A 17,105-nucleotide genomic window follows, 5' to 3' on the forward strand; every position below is an offset into this window, starting at 1 on the left:
ATAATATTTTTTATAATATTTTTTATCTTATTTTTAAGTTATTTTTTATAATATTTTTTATAATATTTTTTATAATATTTTTTATCTTATTTTTAAGTTATTTTTTATAATATTCTTTAATTTCTTTTTATATTATTTTTAATATTATTATTTATTTTTTTATTTTCTATTTGATTTTATAGTCTTTTTAACTTCTTTATCAATTTATTAATTTAACTTTTTTCTTCAATAGTCTATTATTTATTAAATATTTTTATACTAGTAAAAACAAATTTTATCATGTTATATTTTCTATCATTTTATGATATTAGATATGACTAAAATATTCAATATAGAGGAATCAAAGTGGAAATAAAAGATATGAATATTCCAAAGAGTAAAAATTTTCCAAGTAAGGTTAAAATTTTTGATACAACTCTGAGGGATGGAGAACAAGCTCCAGGAGTAGCTCTAACTACTGATGAAAAGATACAAATAGCTCAAAAGTTAGACAATCTTGGGATAAGCACTATTGAATACGGATTTCCCGCTGTTTCTGAAGGAGAACGGGAATCAGCTAAACAAATCAATGATTTGGGTTTGAATGCCAATATTTGTGGTTTAGCTAGAGTATTGAAAAATGATATTGATGCTTTGTTGGATTGTGATTTAAGTTATATGCACACTTTTATTGGAACCTCTCCTCTTCATAGAGACTTTAAACTTAAAATGTCAAAAGAAGAGGTTATAAACAAGGCTTCTTCTGCTATTGAATATGCTAAAGATCATGGCATAACTGTAGAATTTTCTGCAGAAGATGCAACTAGGACTGAGAAAGACTATCTTTTAGAAGTTTATAAGGCTGTAGAGTCTGCAGGTGCAGATTTAATCAATGTTCCCGATACAGTAGGGATTTTAGTTCCAACCACTTCTAGAACACTTATTTCTGATCTTAAAAAAGAATTATCATTACCAATAAGTGTTCATTTTCATAATGATTTTGGATTGGCAGTAGCTAATTCTCTTGTAGCTATAGAATCTGGAGCAGAACAAGCTCATGTAACTGTAAATGGTATTGGAGAAAGAGGAGGAAATGCATCTTTAGAAGAACTTGTTGTTACATTAAAAGTAGCATATGGTCTTGATTTGGATATAGATACTACTCAATTGTATAATTTATCTGATTTCGTTTCAAGGGTTACTGGTATAAAAATGCCTCCAAATAAACCTATTGTGGGAGATAATGCATTTGCTCATGAATCTGGAATTCATGTACATGGTGTTTTAGAAAATGCAGCTACTTATGAGCCTATTGATCCTGCACTTGTTGGTCACACAAGAAAAATTGCTTTAGGTAAACATACTGGTGCTAATGCACTTAGAGCAAAACTTAAAGAATATGATATTAAGATGAATGAAGAACAGTTTTGCACAGTTTATGATCAAGTTAAAGGGCTTGGTGATAAGGGAAAATCTATAACTGATGCTGATTTAAAAGCTATTGCAGTAACAGTTCTTGGAAAAGCTAAAGAAGAAGCTGTAAAATTAGTAGGATTATCAGTTAGTTCTGGTTCTGGAAAAACTGTTTCACCAACAGCGACTGTAAAATTAATGATTAATGGAAAAGAGAAAGAAACCTCTTCTATTGGTGTAGGTCCAGTTGATGCAGCATTAAATGCTATTCAAAAACTTGTTAAAGGAACAACTAATATAGAACTTGAAGAGTACCATATAGAAGCTATCACTGGAGGAACTGATGCTTTAGCTGAAGTTTTTGTTATTACTTCTGATGAAGAGGGAAATAGTGCCACTGGAAGAGCTACTCGTGAAGATGTAATAATGGCTAGTGTAGATGCTGTTTTAAATTCTATTAATAAAATTTTAATGATAAAAGAGGCAAAATAGTTTTAATATTCTAAATCTTGATGATTTAATTTTATAAACTATTTTTATTACTTTTTAACATTTTTTTTATTTTTTATTATTATTTTTAGTTAGTCTATAATTTTTTTTATTATTATAATAAATAATTTTAATGTTTTTTCAATTTTAAAATTAATAATATATTAATAAATCTTTTAAAAGATATTAAAAAACATAAATTATATAATATGGTTAAATAAATATATTATTATTTAATGTCGGAGGTCATTAATATGCCAGAAGAAAATATTGTATACATTGGAAGTAAACCAGTAATGAATTACGTACTAGCAGTAGTAACTCAGATGAACAGTGGCGTATCCGAAGTTGTTTTAAAGGCAAGAGGAAGGGCTATTAGCAGGGCAGTTGATGTAGCTGAGATAGTTAGGAATCGTTTTGTACCTGATATGGATGTTGAAAATATCGAAATATGTACAGAAGAAATTGTTGGAAACGATGGTGTTTCCACTAATGTTTCTACTATTGAAATACGTCTTAAAAAAGATAACTAAAGCTTCAGCTTTTTTTATCTATTTTCTTTTTATATAACATTTCTTTGATCTTTAGTTAATAATTTATTTTTGATTATTATATTTTTTTAACCTAAATTGATTTATTTTTTATATTTTTTTGTTAAAATATAATTATAATATAATTAGAATATAAAATTAGAATAGAATTAAATTATAATATAATTAAAATATAAAATAAGATAAAATTAGAATAGAATTAAATTAAAATTTAAATAATAAAATAATAAACTTTAAGATGCTTATCTATATAATATTAATTTTACTATTTTTCCTAAAAGTCTATAATACCATTTATCCATTGATTTACTAACATTCTTTAATTCTTCAATAATAGCTATTTCCTGAGGACATTTTTTTTCACATATTCCACATTGTGTACATTTATATGCAGCTGATTTATCTTCAGTAGCATTAACATACATTATTTGTGGTTTAAACCCTCCAAACATTGATTTATCATTATATGATGAAAAACATGTCGGAATGTCTACACCTTTTGGACAAGGCATACAATAAGCACAGTTTGTACATTCTACTTTTATCTTATTCTTAAATTCTTCTTTAACTTTTTCAAGCATTTCTTTTTCTTCTAAGCTAAGTGAATTTGGAAGTGCATCTGATGCTGCCTTAATATTTTCTTCTATATGTTTTTCATCATTCATTCCTGATAATACAACTTTGACTGCAGGATTATCCCAAACCCATCTGAAGGCCCATTCACCAGCAGATCTTTTGATTTTAAAATCATCAATAATTTTTTGAGCATTTTTCGGTAATTTATCAACTAACATTCCACCTCTCAAAGGTTCCATTGCTATAACGCCTATATTTTTTGATGCAGCATATTCTAATCCTTCAGTTCCTGCCTGATAATTTTCATCAACATAATTATACTGTATCATACAAAATTCCCAGTCATAATCATCAATGGTTTTTTTAAACTCATGTAAATTTCCATGAAAAGAGAATCCAAAGTTTATTATTCTTCCATTTTTTTTCTCATCTTCAATAAAATCTAAAATTCCAAATTTTTTTAAGTTTTCCCAGTCTTCGAATTTAATTATGTTATGAATCATATAATAATCAATATAATCCGTTTTTAATCGTTCTAATTGCTTTTCAAATATTTCATCCATTTTTTGCCTTGTTTTAACAACTTGAGCTGGCATTTTTGTTGCAATTTTAACTTTTTCCCTATATCCATTAGATTTTAAAATTTTTCCAAGAGTTTTTTCACTTCCAGGATATAGATATGCGGTATCAAAATAATTAACTCCATTTTCTATAGCTGTAATTATTTGTTTTTCTGTTCTTTCATAATCAATGGATACATTTTTTCTGGGATATCTCATGCACCCATATCCTAATATAGATAATTTATCTCCATTTTTTTCTATTTCTCTATACATCATAAATTGCACCCTTATTAAAGAATTTTTATTAGTAGTTATTATAATTATTTCTATTAAAATTCTATATATGGATTGATATACCGATTTCTCTTTATTGTAGAATTACCATATTCAATTGCTCTTGAAGGACAACGATTGATACAAGCAGTACAATGACTACATTTTTGTTTAATCCATTTTGGTCTTTCATCATTCATTTTTATAGCTTTTGATGGACATACAGTTTCACACAATCCACATACAGTACATTTTTCAGCAACACGAAATTTCTTAGTTTTACGAAACATTCCATAAAATCTATAAGCTATAGGTGTTACTATTGCACTTATACCATGTTTTACAAAATATCCTTTTTTTCTATTTTTTATTTCATCAATTATCTTTTTTAAAGATTTATTTGCAGCATTAATAGTTATTTTTGAATCTTCCTTATTCGCTGGATCATAGATCATGATATAATTACTAGGCATTTCAATTGAATAGCTACTACTTAACTCCAGATTTTTTGATTTTAATAATTTTGCTAAGCTTTTATCTGCATTTCCAATACCTGAACCACAAGTAATTATTGTATATATAAAAGGAGTTTCTTCTGTTTCTAAATTTAATTTATTTATGAATTCAGACACTATTGTAGGCATTCCATAAAAGTAAACTGGAAATATTATTCCTATTTTTTCTCCTTTCTCAACCTTATAATTAAAGATATTTTCATTCAATGCTCTACCCATATCAACTAATTTTACATGTTCTGATTTTTGTATTTTTTCAGCTACATATAATGAATTTCCTGTTCCTGTAAAATAAAAGATCACTTATAATTCCTCTTTTTTATTTGAGTTATTTAAACATTTTATGAGAATATTTTTTATAAGAAAGATATTGAGAATATTATTTTTTAAAATGCTATTTTTATAAATGCTATTTTCAAGAATACTATTTTTTATCTAGATTCAAAATCTCATTTACTTCATCAAATATATTTTTATTGATTCTTGCAACTAGAAATTTGCCTTTTCGTTCAGTAAATATTAAATCAGCATTACTTAACTCTTTAAGATGATGAGAAATCGTAGGAGATCCAATATTAAATGTTTGAGCAATAGTAGATATCAAACATCCATCACAATCGTCATAGCTAGCTTCTTGATTTTCAACTATTTTTAAATAAAGTTCTAGTCTGTTAGGGTTGGAAAGAGCTTTAAAAATTTTTGCCATTTTTTTAGTATCCATCAAATACCTCAATATGATAATTCGATAAGTATCAAAATAATATTTTTATATTCCAATATATAAAAATTTTGATATTAAAATAAAAAAAATTATAAATATAAATATGGCTATGTATTAATTCATACATAGCTTTAAATTATCTAGTTTTTATATCCAAAATTTATTCTCTTCTTCGTATAAATACTACCAAAGCGATTATTACAGCTAAAATAGCTATTAAAACTATTATGGTATAATATATAAATACAGAAATTGGGGTGTTTAATTTATCTCCATCTAATGAATATAAATAACCATCATTACCTGCAAAGAATATTGTTTCTCCATAAACAACTGATGAAGAGGTTATTGGAGAATTAAAAAGATAAGTTCCTGGGTTATAAGCTAATTTTGGATTTCCAGTATATTTATTTAATATATATTGGGTTCCATCATTTGATCCAAATACAACTTTATCATCATATATTGCAGGTGTAGATCGAACATCTCCTCCAGTTTTATATGCCCATTTGAATGTACCGTCTCTAGTATCTAAGCATGTTAAATTACCACTATCTGAACCAACATATAGATTATTATTTCTTAAATCTAATGATGCAGATGAATTAACTTTATTGCCTAAATCATATTTCCAAACAAGAGTTCCATCATTTCCATTTAGGCTGTAAAAAGTACCATCCAAAGAACCTATATATACTTTATTGTCTCCATAGCTAGGGGATGCTACTACTTGATCTCCAGTAGTATAATTCCATATTTGGGTTCCATCATTTCCATTAAGTGCAAAAATTACTCCATTAGTAGAACCGATATAAAGTGTTCCATTAACATATGTTGGTGAAGATTTTACTTTTCCTCCAATTTCTTTCTCCCATAATTTAGATCCATCTTTTGCATCTAGTGCATAAACTTTACCATTATCTGCTCCAAAATAGAGAGTATCATTAGTTACGGTTGCAGTAGATTCAATTGGTTTTGAAGTTTCGAACTTCCAAGATAATCTTTCATTTTCTACATTGTAATTATACATATATCCCTTATTGTTGTTTACAATTGTTCCCACAAACAAATTATCTCCTTTAACAACTGGAGATGCTGTTACAGTTCCATTTAATTGATATTCCCAATTTTTATTACCATTTTCCATATTCACGGCTTCAAGTAATCCATTTTGGGATATAACATATATTATTTTATCTTGTATTGCAGGGGAAGATAATATTGGGTTATTCATACCATGCATCCATAAATTTGAAACAAAATCTCCTGCTTCATCTATAAATCCGGTATGTTCAACATTTTCTTGAAACATGGTCCAATTATTATTAGCTCCTGCAATAGGGTTTATAAAAATGGCTAGAATAGCTAACCCTATTAAAATTTTTTTAAAGTTATTTGATATTAATTTTGACATTAAACCACCAAGTAATAAATACAAATCTTTTTAATATTATCTGATTGATTCGTTTCGATGTTTATTTCGCGACTAGTTTTTATAGAAATTTTATATAAATCATTATTAGTTTTTATAGAAGTTTATACATCTCTATCAAATCTCATAACTCCTAATGCAAAGAAGAATAATAAAAATCCTACTAAAACAACAATATCGATCCATATTCCTCCAATTCCCATTCCTTTTAGCATTACTCCCCTCATAGCATCATTTAAATAAGTTAATGGGAATAAATATGCTATTTTTTGGAATATCCATGGCATAGTTTCTATTGGATAGAATACTCCTGATACAAACATCATTGGCATAGTAAATGGCATAACAATTTGTGTATAATCTTCTTGTGTCTGAGTTGTTGCTGAAATCATTATTCCAAAACCAACAAAAGTCAATGCACCCAGAATCAGCACACCTATAGCTAAAAATATATTTCCATTTATCGTTATTCCAAATAGTAAAATTGCCGCGGCTAATAGAACCAATGCTTTTAAAACTTCAATTATAAGTTTTGAAAATATTTTTCCTCCAACTACAGTTGTAACACTTGTAGGAGTCATAAATAATCTTGCTAATTCTCCAGTTTCTCTTTCACCAGCAATTGATTGGCCCATACCCATCATACATGACATCATAACTGTCATAGCTAAAACTGCAGGAACTAAAAAGTCAATATATGCTATATCTCCATATATTTTGTTTATTTGGAGGTTTATGGAGTCCACCATTCCATTAATACTTGATTGAACATTTGTGGCTCCTGATGCATTATCGGTATTATTTGATTCACTAGCTGAAGTTCCACTATCAACTGTCCCACTACTATTTGTTGTGGCTCCCTGACTGCTTATTGCAGCATTTTGAACTTCTAAATTAGCTAGTTTTTCGGCACCTATTTGTGCGCTTATTTTACTAAATAAACCTTGTGCTGCTGGAACAATTGCCTGCGAAGCTATTTGATCAGACGAATCCAGATAAAGTACTACCATCTTGCTTTGATCACTGGCATCATCATAGTTTGGAGGCAGTATTATGGCTGCCTTAACCTCCCCTTTATCGACCATCTCCTTTCCTATATTTACATTTGTCGTAATATTTTTTACTTCAAATAAGGACATATCTTTAACAGCCATAAGGGTTTGATCTGTTAAATTTCCTTGGCTTTGATCAACGATTGCTATGGGAACATTTTCAATTGATCCTCCCATACCATAACCAAATAATGTTATCATTATTATTGGGAAAAGAAACATTGATATTAATCGTGGTTTATGCCTCCAAAGAGATAAAAGATCTTTTTTAAGCATCCACATAAATTTTTTTCCTTCCATATATTCTCAACTCTTATTATAATTTTAAATATTATTTTTTTTAGAAATACTCTCTTTTAAAAAGTTATCATTATTAATAAGTAAACATCGCTATTTGATACAATAATTGTATTTAATCATCCATGTTTTGTATATTGGAATTATCTACCTTTTTTTTACTAGTGACATCTACAAAAACATCTTCTAATGAAGGATCTTTTGTGTTTATAGAGGTTATATTTCCATCATTTTTAACAATAGTCCATATAACATTACTTACACTATTTTCAGCAAACCTATCAACATTAATTGTTAATCTTGTTCCATCGGTAGTCTCATTTGTAGTAAGATGATAGACAATATCTAACTTTTTAACATCCTCTAAAATATTGTCGTTAATATTTTTAATCATTATACTAACTTCTTTTGAATGTTTTTGTATCTGTGCAAGGTATTCTGGGCTATGATTATCGGGATCTTTATTAAACATAGCTGCAGAAAATTTTTCTAGGCTTATTGATTCGGAAATATTTTCTTCTTTGTCTGCTTTATTATTTTCTTCTATATTCACTGAGTTGAATGTTTCACTCTTTATTTTTTCGGAAGCGGTTTTTGTTTTAGAAAAATCACCTATGCTAGATAAACCTTCCATTTTTTTAAGAAGTTCTCTTTCATTTTTATGCATTAGGTTGTCTTTTAATCCTTGAGGAGTATCAAAAGCAGCTAACTCTCCTAAATTCATAATCCCAACGTTTTCACATAGCATTTCTACTTCATACATATCATGAGAACATAAAACTATTGTATGGCCATGATCATTTAATTCTGCTATTAAATCCCATAGGACCATTTTAGTAGTAGGATCTAAACCAATTGTTGGTTCATCTAAAAATAATACATCTGGTTTATGGATTAAACTAGCTACTACAGATACTTTCTGTTTCTGGCCTCCAGACATCTGCTTAATTAACTTATCTTCAGCATATTTAATGTCTACTAATTCCATAAGTTCAGGTATTCTTTCTTCTTTTTGATCTTCATTAAGACCATAATAATCAGCACAAAGTTCTACATTTTCTTTTGCTGTTAAGTCATTGTATAAACTAACAAGTTGAGGAACCATTCCAATTTTTTTTCTCACTTCATTTGGATTTGTAGTTATATCATAACCACCAACTTTACCTGTTCCACTTGTTGGCTTTATAAGACAAGTTAACATTTTAATTGTCGTTGTTTTTCCAGCTCCATTTGGCCCTAAAAATCCAAAAATACTTTTATTTTTAATTTTCATATTAAGGTCATCTACAGCGAGAAAATCACCATAATTCTTTGTCAGTGAATTTGTTTCTATTGCATATTTCATTTATTCACCTTTTTAACACTTTAAAAGTTTTTAAATATCTAAAGTTTATTTTATCTTAACATTTAGTTTTATCTTCAATATTATCAGAATCTTTGTGATATTTTTCAGCATTTTTATGAGGAACTATGACATCTCTCCAAAATTCTTTCATTATTGGGGGAACATCTCTATGTGGCTTTTTTTTCATTAATTCAATAGTATTAATTCCTTTTTCAGTAGCTTCATAGAATTTTAATTTTCTTTTTCCTTGAAGTTCCCAATCGCCTTTTATTAATCCTTTTTTTTCTAATTCATGAAGAATTGGGTAAATTTTATTCGGTCCTGGTCCTTTAAATTTTATTTTTTTCATGGTATTTTGATTTCCTTCTTTCATTTTTTTTATTATTTCATATCCATGAATTCTTTCTTTCGTTATAATCCAAAGAACAATTATCTTTAAAAAACCTTTCATTAGTCCAACAAGCAATGTTTTGTCAAATTCACCTAGATTTTTTAAATCTAATTCATGTTTTTCTAAACATTTACTTTCATTGGAACATTCTTCATCTTCTAAATAATCATTATCAATAGTTTCTGAGTTTTCACTCTTTTCAATTAATTCTTCTTTTAGTTCTTCTTTTAGTTCTTCTTTTAATTCTTCTTTCTCAAATTCATCATCTATATCTAATTTTTTATTTATCATCATATTTGTCACGTTTCCTCCCTTTTAATTTATTTATAGTTAAAATGATTATAATTGAAAGTCTTATTTAGAATTTTTTAGATATAATTTATTTTTAAGCATGATTTATTTTTAATTATAATCTATTTTTAATTACAATTTTCTGCTTATTTAAAAAGGTTATGATCTAACTAAGATCTTTTTGACTTAATTATAATCGTTTCAACTCTTTAAAACTTATTTTAATCAATTTAATTATAATTTTAAAATATCTTTTTGTTTTGAAAATTTTTTATATTTTTTAATATATAAAAAACAGATATATTCAAAACAATATATATCAAATTTTTGATATATCAAAATTATAGGTATTTTTTTATATATAAATTTTTCTATGAATTTAACCATATTTTTATAATATCCTCAATTTTATAATATAATCATATTTTATAAAATAAGATTATAGTGTAAAAATAGAGTTATTAAATGCAATCTTTAAACAAACATAAAAATAATTTTCATTTTGGGTAGTTTTAAATATAATAAAACAGCATTATTATTTCTTATAAATTATTAAGAGATTTATACTTCTAATAATTAATAGATAAATTATATAACTTTAAAAATACATAAATTTATTATATTTAACATAATTTCGATTGATTAATTCAATCATAGGGAGCAAGCTTTGATTCAATAATAGGATATTGTTTTAAGCATGATTTTTTAATATAATTTTATAATTTTTTATAATTTTTAGTATAGATAATAATTTTCATTATGGATAATCTTAGGTATTTTAATGCCTCAAGAGTGAAAAAATAAAGAGTGAAAAAATGAAATTGGGTTTTTCATCATTATCATTATTCATGAAATCTTTAGAAGAGATGTTAGATATAGCTACTAAAGACAATTTTGAACTTTTAGAAATACTATGTGAAGGCCCCTATTGGCCTAGAAATCTTCTTAAAAATGATAAGGGTATTTTCAAAAATTCAAATAACAATAGGAGTTTTTCAGAATATGACAAATTTCTAAATAATATGGATATTGAAGTTTTTGATTCATATGATATAGAATTAATGCTTCATAGTCCAACAATTGATTTAAATCCTGCTAGTATGAATGAGGGCATAAGAAAAGAAACTTCCATACAAACAATAGAAGCACTAGATTTAGCAGTTAAAATTGGTGCAAAAGCTATTACTACTCATCCAGGAGTTGTTCATAGAAAAGAGGAGAGAATAAGAAATTTAGCTATTGATTTCTCTGTAGAAACATTGAAAAATTGTCAAAAACATGCAGAAGAAGTTGGAGTTATCCTTTCTGTTGAAAATATGCCTTATAGAGAAAACTATTTGTGTAATTCTCCTGAAGAACATAAAAAGATTGTTGAAGCGGTTGGTTCTTCAGCTACAATTGATTGGGGCCATGCAAACACATATAAAAATCCTGAAGAATATTTAAAAATTTCCAACATCGCCTATTTCCATCTTAATGATAATAATGGTGAAAAAGATTCTCATATCTCTCTTGGAGAAGGATCTGCTGATTTCAGTAAAAATTTTTTAAACCATGTTAAAAAAGGAATAATAGAATTAAATGATTATGGGGATGTTTTAAAAAGCAAAAAATATATTTTTGAGAAATTGAATGGTTTTTAAATATTTTAAAGATTGATATTTGTTTTATCAATTAATTTATCTAATATTTTTTAGAGTTATTATTTTTTAGAGTTATCTATTTTTAAGAGTTATTATTTCTATTTTCAAAATTTAATGTCTAATAACTCACATATTTGGTTTATAACGATGTCTGCAGCATCAAAAACTTTTTGAGATACTTCTTCATTTTGTTCGAGTGTAAGAACAGCTAGATCAGCTTTTTCAAATGCGAGTATGTCATTTGGCCCATTTCCAACCATCATAACTTTATATCCTTTTTCTTGCAGTTTAGAAACAATTTCTCTTTTTCTTTTGGTGTTAGCTGTTTTAAAAACATTATCTTCAGGTAACCCTATGATTTCTGCAAGTTCATAAAGTGATTTCGCCCTATCTCCTGATGCGATAAATGTATCAATTCCTCTATTTTTAAGTGTTTTTATAACATCACTAACATATGGAAATACTTTTCCACCAGCAGTTATGACATAATCTACTTCATTAGTGTCTAAGTTCAATATAAATGCAGAACCACTGCATAATTCTATGAAATTATTTTCTGCACTAAGTTGATATGCTGTTTCATGAAATTCTTTTAATTTAATGTTACTATTTTTCAATATAGGAAGTATTTCATCTTTTGATATGTTAGAGGAGGAATAGCTAATATCTAATGGAATATTATTTTTTTTTATAAAATCATATAATTTTTTTTCTCCATTAGCTAACATAATACATTTTTTAGTATCTGTCTGTATTACAATTAATGCACTATTTCCTATTTCATCAATTAAATCTAGAGAGCTATTATTTTCATATTTGCCAGTTTTAATATTTTTAACAACTCTACATCTCTCTAATAATGTCCCAGAATTATCAAAAACAATAGCTTTCTTTTTTTCCATATTAATACCTATTAATTATAATTATTTTTTATTTAAATTCTTCTTTAATTAATTTTTTATTTGAATACTTTTGTTATTCAATTTTTTTTAATATCTTGGTATATTATTATATTATTCTTTCTTGTTAGATTAATGTTATTTTTATTATTAAAATATTATATATTGTAATTTTTATTATAATTATAGTATTCATTTATTATAAATTGTAATTTAGGCATAATTGTATTTAAGTATTATAAACTTTGATTATAGTATAAATTATTTTGATTATATCATAAATTGATTAATTTATAATTATAATTAATTTATAATTATAATAAATTTACAATTATAATAATATACATTTTAATCATATTCAATAATTTTTTTATTAATAAATTACTAAATTATTTAAGGTTTAAAATTATAATTATATTATTATTGAATTTTTGTATAATTATTATTTATTAAATTATATTAAATTGTAAATCAGAATATTCAAATTATAAAATTTAAATCATAATATTTTAATCATATATTCAAATTATAAAATTTATCAAAATATTTAACATAAAAATATTCAAATTAAAGTATTCAAATTAAAGTATTCAAATTAGAATATTTAAAGTAGAATCTTCAATTAGAATATTTAAATCTAAATTAGAATATTAATTTAAACTAATATTGATATTAATGTGTTTTAAGTTAATCTAAATATTAATTCTTCAATTTTATTTTAGAATAATTTCTTAATCAATATAATCACTATTTAAATTTATCATTAGTTAGTACACAGCTAATATATGGCTATAATGGGTGTTTTAATGAATACTTTTGAAAAATCACAAAAAATCAAAAAACAAGATTTAAAAGCTACTGAAAACTTAGAAAATTTTATAGCAACAATTGAAAAAAAGAATCCATCCATCAATGCATTTTTAGAACTTAATAAGGAATCTGCATTATCTCAGGCTAAAAAGATTGATGAGAAAATTAAAAATGGATTGAAAGTAGGGTCTTTAGCAGGATTAGTTTTTGGAATAAAGGCTAATATTAATGTAGAAGATAGAGTAATATCTGCAGCTTCTAAAACATTGGAAAACTACTATGGTAGCTATGATGCTACTGTTATAAAACAAATAAAAAATCAAGATGGAATAATAATTGGTATGTGTAATATGGATGAGTTTGCAGCAGGTAGTTCTACTGAAAGTTCCTACTTTGGTGCTACTGATAATCCTGCAGCTCCTGGTCATATTCCTGGAGGATCAAGTGGTGGTAGTGCAGCAGCAATTGCTTCTGATATGTGTGATATCGCTCTTGGTTCTGATACTGGGGGATCTATAAGGAATCCTGCTTCTCACTGTGGAGTTATTGGGTTTAAACCTACTTACGGTGCAGTTTCAAGACAGGGACTTCTTGATTTATCAATGAGTCTTGATCAAATTGGCCCTCTTTCAAAGGATGTTTCTGGAATTTCAATGGCTCTTGATACTATTGTAGGATATGATGAAACAGAATGTACTAGTTTAAACAAAGAATTCCCATCTTTTACTGAAATAGCTAATCAAAATCCTGAAAAATTACAAGAAGATGTAAAAGATATGAAAGTTCTATGTATAAATCAATTTAAAGATGTTACTGATGAACATATAAATAAAATAATCGATGATTCTGTTGATAAAATTAGTGAAATGGGTGCAGAAGTAGTTGAATCAAGTTTCGACTACATTGATTTATGTCTTCCTACATACTACCTAATAAATTATGTTGAATTTTTCTCAAGTACAAGAAAATATGATGGAAGAAAATATGGTCACAAAATTGAAGATGTTTGTGGTGAAGAAGTACTTAGAAGAATAGAAATGGGTTCATATATTTCACAACAAGAATTTAGTGGAAAATATTATAAAAAGGCTTTACAAGCAAGATCTCTTATTAGAAATGAAATTAATAAACTCTTAGGAGATGTTGATCTTATATTAGGACCTACTGTTCCTAAACTTCCTCATAAAATTGGAGAAAAACTTGAACCTATGGAAATGTATGCTTATGATGTTTTAACAGTTATAGCTAATTTAGCGGGTATACCTGCAGGAAGTATGAAAGCAGGAGAACATAATGGGATCCCTGTTGGTTTACAACTCCAAGCTAAACCAAATGAAGATGATAAGATTATTAAAGCAATGGCTGCTTTAGAATCATTATGATTATATCTAAATGTTAATAGTTTAAAAATATTATAATTATTTCTATTATTGCATTAATTATTATTGAAGTAATTAGCATTACTTGATTTAAGTTAAAATAATATTAAATAATTAGCATTTATTGATTTAAATTAAAATAATTAATATTACAGGTTTCTCCATTATGAAAATTGGGTTAGTTTATATTAAAGGGTCTCTTCCAGGATTTGAAGACTTTGGAAACCTTCCAACAGATCTTGTAAAATCAAATGGGGTTGTTAGTGGAACAAATGGTCTTAAAGCAAGTAAAATACTCGATGGGATTATAATTCCTGGAGGATCAATTCTTGAATCTAATTCAATTTCCATTGATTTAGCTAATGAAATTAAAAAATTAGCTAATGAAGGCAAACCAGTAATTGGAATATGTTCTGGCTTTCAGGCACTAGCTAACCAAACAGATGTAGGTAGAAAATCTCCTTGCCCAATTATTAAGGAAGGTTTAGGATTGCTTGATGTTAATTTTTCTCCTTTAATTAGTAATGATCGTGTTGAAGGCACTATTGTTAATGATTCTTTTTTAACTAAAAATTTAGATAAAACTTCTTATTCTGAAAATATCACTGGATTTCACTGCCATACTTATGGTAAAATTGAAATTAATGAATCAAATGCTTTGCCTATTTTTGAATCATCTATTAAACGAATGAATTATTCTGATACTAAAAGTTCTGTTTTATCGGGTGTTAGAAATGATGAAGGCAATGTTATTGGTACTTTAATTCATGGCCTTTTTGATGAAAATCCAACTATTGTTGAAAACTTTCTTGATTTTTTAGGTGCAGAACATAATGATATAGATCAAATTTTCATGAAAAATGCAGATATTAAGAAAAAAATTAGATCTGAGTTAGCTATAGAAAGTGGAATAAATATTAAAAATAGTAAATTATGTAATGAATTTAAAAAGATTCTTATAAATTCTTTAAATAGCAAATTTAATGAAAATAAGGATAATGATTGTAACAACAATAACAATAACAATAACAACAATAATTATAATTATAATAATAATAATAATAATAATTTTTTAAATGATTTAAATTCCCTTAAAAATAATATTCCTCCAATGATTATGATTGGAAGTACGGGGTCTGATTCTGGAAAAACTTTTATTACTACTGGACTTGCTGGGGCTTTTACTAAAAGAGGTTTAAATGTAGCTGTTTTAAAAGTGGGGCCTGATGTTAGAGACACTGAACCATCTCTTTATCTAACAAAAAACAAGATGGAGGAATTTACATCTATTAAAATAGGACATCTTGGGTGGATGGATATTGAAAACACATTAAAAAGGTTAAAATCTTCTGACTATGATTTTGTTATTGTTGAAGGTGTTATGAGTGTATTCACAGGACTTTTAAATGAAAAAATACCTTATTCTGGTGCGGAAATAGCTATTTCCTCGAATATTCCAATGATTCTTGCTTCTGGTGTTAATAAAGGAGGAATTGAATCAGCTGCAATTGATATTGTTTCACATGCAAAAAAATTAAAAGAAATGAATGTAAATGTTAGTGGAATTATATTAAATAAAGTTTATGATCAAGATATATTTGATAATGTAGCTAATTTCATTTCAACTGAGACAAAAATTGATTCTGATAATATAATTTCTATTCCAAAAATAAAACTTGATAAAAGAAGCACAACTCCCGAAGTAGAAATTAAACTAGAAGAATTTTCAAAAGTTGCTTTAAAAACAATCGAAGAAAATATTAATTTAGAAAAAATAATTAAAATAGCTGAAATACCTTCTTTTAATAGATATTTATCTTTTGATGAGATAAAAAACTTTTTTTAATCTTAATTTATTAGATTAAATTTTTATTATTTTTATATTTGATAAATAAATACTATCTATAAATTCTTTAAATCTTATTTAATTGAGTTTTTAAGAGTTTTTTCATTGAAATTTAAACATAGTCATGTGATACAATTTTTTAGTAATATACTATAATTATTATTTTTTCATATTATAATGGAATAAATAGCCTAAAATGGGGGAAATAGATACCAACCACCATATTTAATAGCTGCAGAAGACCCTTTTTTCTTGTAATAGTCTTTTTTACTGATTAATCCTTTATGATGACGATGTTTTTTTGAAACTTTTTTTTCATGATATTTCTTTCTATCTTTTATTTTTTTATTATTAGTATAAGTTTTTTCCAATCTTCTTGTATAATTGGGTGATTTGATAAATTCTTGCTGAATATCATAATCATAAGTTTCTTTATTAGACAAAATTTCATAAATCTGTATACTTATTCCTATTATTATAAAAAATAAGATAATTTCAAAGATTATAAGTAGAAGAATATTGTATGTGGAAAAAACAAATATAAAAAAATAGCTCATTGCTAAAAAAGAGAATAAAATAAATATTGATGCAATTAATAAGCTATTTTTCAATTTAATCACTATTTTTTTTGTATGTGGAA

General features: G+C 26.1%; 14 protein-coding genes. 5 read left to right on the plus strand and 9 right to left on the minus strand.

Annotated elements, in window-relative coordinates; translation table 11 throughout:
- Nucleotides 1-360 precede the first annotated feature (360 nt).
- Nucleotides 361-1,884 (plus strand): 2-isopropylmalate synthase, encoded by a 1,524-nt coding sequence (locus Q0087_RS08660; protein ID WP_297899571.1) that lies wholly within the window; start codon nucleotides 361-363, stop codon nucleotides 1,882-1,884.
- A gap of 251 nt (nucleotides 1,885-2,135) precedes the next feature.
- A complete protein-coding gene (gene albA / locus Q0087_RS08665) occupies nucleotides 2,136-2,414 on the plus strand; it encodes a DNA-binding protein Alba (protein WP_297899573.1) in 279 nt (92 codons plus the stop codon).
- A gap of 260 nt (nucleotides 2,415-2,674) precedes the next feature.
- On the opposite strand, the gene Q0087_RS08670 is transcribed toward albA, so the two are convergent.
- The 7 genes from Q0087_RS08670 to Q0087_RS08700 all read right to left on the minus strand — a co-directional run bounded on the left by Q0087_RS08670 (nucleotide 2,675) and on the right by Q0087_RS08700 (nucleotide 9,891).
- Nucleotides 2,675-3,847, minus strand: a complete 1,173-nt coding sequence (locus Q0087_RS08670) for an aldo/keto reductase (protein ID WP_297899526.1) — start codon at nucleotides 3,845-3,847, stop codon at nucleotides 2,675-2,677.
- Nucleotides 3,848-3,900: 53 nt separating this feature from the next.
- On the minus strand, nucleotides 3,901-4,662 hold the full coding sequence (locus Q0087_RS08675; RefSeq protein WP_297899529.1) for an EFR1 family ferrodoxin: 762 nt from the start codon (nucleotides 4,660-4,662) through the stop codon (nucleotides 3,901-3,903).
- 121 nt (nucleotides 4,663-4,783) lie between these two features.
- Complete coding sequence (locus Q0087_RS08680) at nucleotides 4,784-5,080, minus strand: helix-turn-helix domain-containing protein (protein WP_297899532.1); 297 nt, start codon at nucleotides 5,078-5,080, stop codon at nucleotides 4,784-4,786.
- 160 nt (nucleotides 5,081-5,240) lie between these two features.
- The gene (locus tag Q0087_RS08685; RefSeq protein ID WP_297899534.1) at nucleotides 5,241-6,494 is read right to left on the minus strand and encodes a PQQ-binding-like beta-propeller repeat protein; all 1,254 of its coding nucleotides are present in this window, start codon (nucleotides 6,492-6,494) and stop codon (nucleotides 5,241-5,243) included.
- A 122-nt stretch (nucleotides 6,495-6,616) separates the two neighbouring features.
- On the minus strand, nucleotides 6,617-7,864 hold the full coding sequence (locus Q0087_RS08690) for an ABC transporter permease (protein ID WP_297899536.1): 1,248 nt from the start codon (nucleotides 7,862-7,864) through the stop codon (nucleotides 6,617-6,619).
- A gap of 112 nt (nucleotides 7,865-7,976) precedes the next feature.
- A complete protein-coding gene (locus Q0087_RS08695) occupies nucleotides 7,977-9,206 on the minus strand; it encodes an ATP-binding cassette domain-containing protein (protein ID WP_297899538.1) in 1,230 nt (409 codons plus the stop codon).
- Between the two features lie 55 nt (nucleotides 9,207-9,261).
- Nucleotides 9,262-9,891 carry a PadR family transcriptional regulator gene (locus Q0087_RS08700; RefSeq protein WP_297899575.1) on the minus strand — a complete coding sequence of 210 codons (630 nt, stop codon included), beginning with the start codon at nucleotides 9,889-9,891 and terminating at the stop codon, nucleotides 9,262-9,264.
- Between the two features lie 812 nt (nucleotides 9,892-10,703).
- Here Q0087_RS08700 and Q0087_RS08705 point away from each other — a divergent pair.
- On the plus strand, nucleotides 10,704-11,531 hold the full coding sequence (locus Q0087_RS08705; protein WP_297899540.1) for a sugar phosphate isomerase/epimerase: 828 nt from the start codon (nucleotides 10,704-10,706) through the stop codon (nucleotides 11,529-11,531).
- A gap of 104 nt (nucleotides 11,532-11,635) precedes the next feature.
- Here Q0087_RS08705 and Q0087_RS08710 read toward each other — a convergent pair whose 3' ends face one another.
- Nucleotides 11,636-12,433, minus strand: coding sequence for an HAD family hydrolase (locus Q0087_RS08710; RefSeq protein ID WP_297899542.1), 798 nt, complete (start codon nucleotides 12,431-12,433; stop codon nucleotides 11,636-11,638).
- A gap of 803 nt (nucleotides 12,434-13,236) precedes the next feature.
- Here Q0087_RS08710 and gatA point away from each other — a divergent pair.
- Complete coding sequence (gene gatA / locus Q0087_RS08715; protein WP_297899544.1) at nucleotides 13,237-14,622, plus strand: Asp-tRNA(Asn)/Glu-tRNA(Gln) amidotransferase subunit GatA; 1,386 nt, start codon at nucleotides 13,237-13,239, stop codon at nucleotides 14,620-14,622.
- A 160-nt stretch (nucleotides 14,623-14,782) separates the two neighbouring features.
- Nucleotides 14,783-16,465, plus strand: coding sequence for an AAA family ATPase (locus tag Q0087_RS08720; protein ID WP_333658634.1), 1,683 nt, complete (start codon nucleotides 14,783-14,785; stop codon nucleotides 16,463-16,465).
- A gap of 191 nt (nucleotides 16,466-16,656) precedes the next feature.
- On the opposite strand, the gene Q0087_RS08725 is transcribed toward Q0087_RS08720, so the two are convergent.
- On the minus strand, nucleotides 16,657-16,908 hold the full coding sequence (locus tag Q0087_RS08725; protein WP_297899548.1) for a hypothetical protein: 252 nt from the start codon (nucleotides 16,906-16,908) through the stop codon (nucleotides 16,657-16,659).
- Nucleotides 16,909-17,105 lie beyond the last annotated feature (197 nt).

Source organism: uncultured Methanobrevibacter sp. (assembly GCF_937881195.1).
Classification (GTDB): Archaea; Methanobacteriota; Methanobacteria; order Methanobacteriales; family Methanobacteriaceae; genus Methanobinarius.

What these genes read in the sequence shown, in the direction of transcription:
- Q0087_RS08705 (WP_297899540.1), top strand. Translation starts at nt 10,704, where the DNA reads ATGAAATTGGGTTTTTCATCATTATCATTATTCATGAAATCTTTAGAA.
- albA (WP_297899573.1), top strand. Translation starts at nt 2,136, where the DNA reads ATGCCAGAAGAAAATATTGTATACATTGGAAGTAAACCAGTAATGAAT.
- Q0087_RS08660 (WP_297899571.1), top strand. Translation starts at nt 361, where the DNA reads ATGAATATTCCAAAGAGTAAAAATTTTCCAAGTAAGGTTAAAATTTTT.
- Q0087_RS08680 (WP_297899532.1), bottom strand. Translation starts at nt 5,080, where the DNA reads ATGGATACTAAAAAAATGGCAAAAATTTTTAAAGCTCTTTCCAACCCT.
- Q0087_RS08685 (WP_297899534.1), bottom strand. Translation starts at nt 6,494, where the DNA reads ATGTCAAAATTAATATCAAATAACTTTAAAAAAATTTTAATAGGGTTA.
- gatA (WP_297899544.1), top strand. Translation starts at nt 13,237, where the DNA reads ATGAATACTTTTGAAAAATCACAAAAAATCAAAAAACAAGATTTAAAA.
- Q0087_RS08690 (WP_297899536.1), bottom strand. Translation starts at nt 7,864, where the DNA reads ATGGAAGGAAAAAAATTTATGTGGATGCTTAAAAAAGATCTTTTATCT.
- Q0087_RS08700 (WP_297899575.1), bottom strand. Translation starts at nt 9,891, where the DNA reads ATGATGATAAATAAAAAATTAGATATAGATGATGAATTTGAGAAAGAA.
- Q0087_RS08695 (WP_297899538.1), bottom strand. Translation starts at nt 9,206, where the DNA reads ATGAAATATGCAATAGAAACAAATTCACTGACAAAGAATTATGGTGAT.
- Q0087_RS08670 (WP_297899526.1), bottom strand. Translation starts at nt 3,847, where the DNA reads ATGATGTATAGAGAAATAGAAAAAAATGGAGATAAATTATCTATATTA.
- Q0087_RS08710 (WP_297899542.1), bottom strand. Translation starts at nt 12,433, where the DNA reads ATGGAAAAAAAGAAAGCTATTGTTTTTGATAATTCTGGGACATTATTA.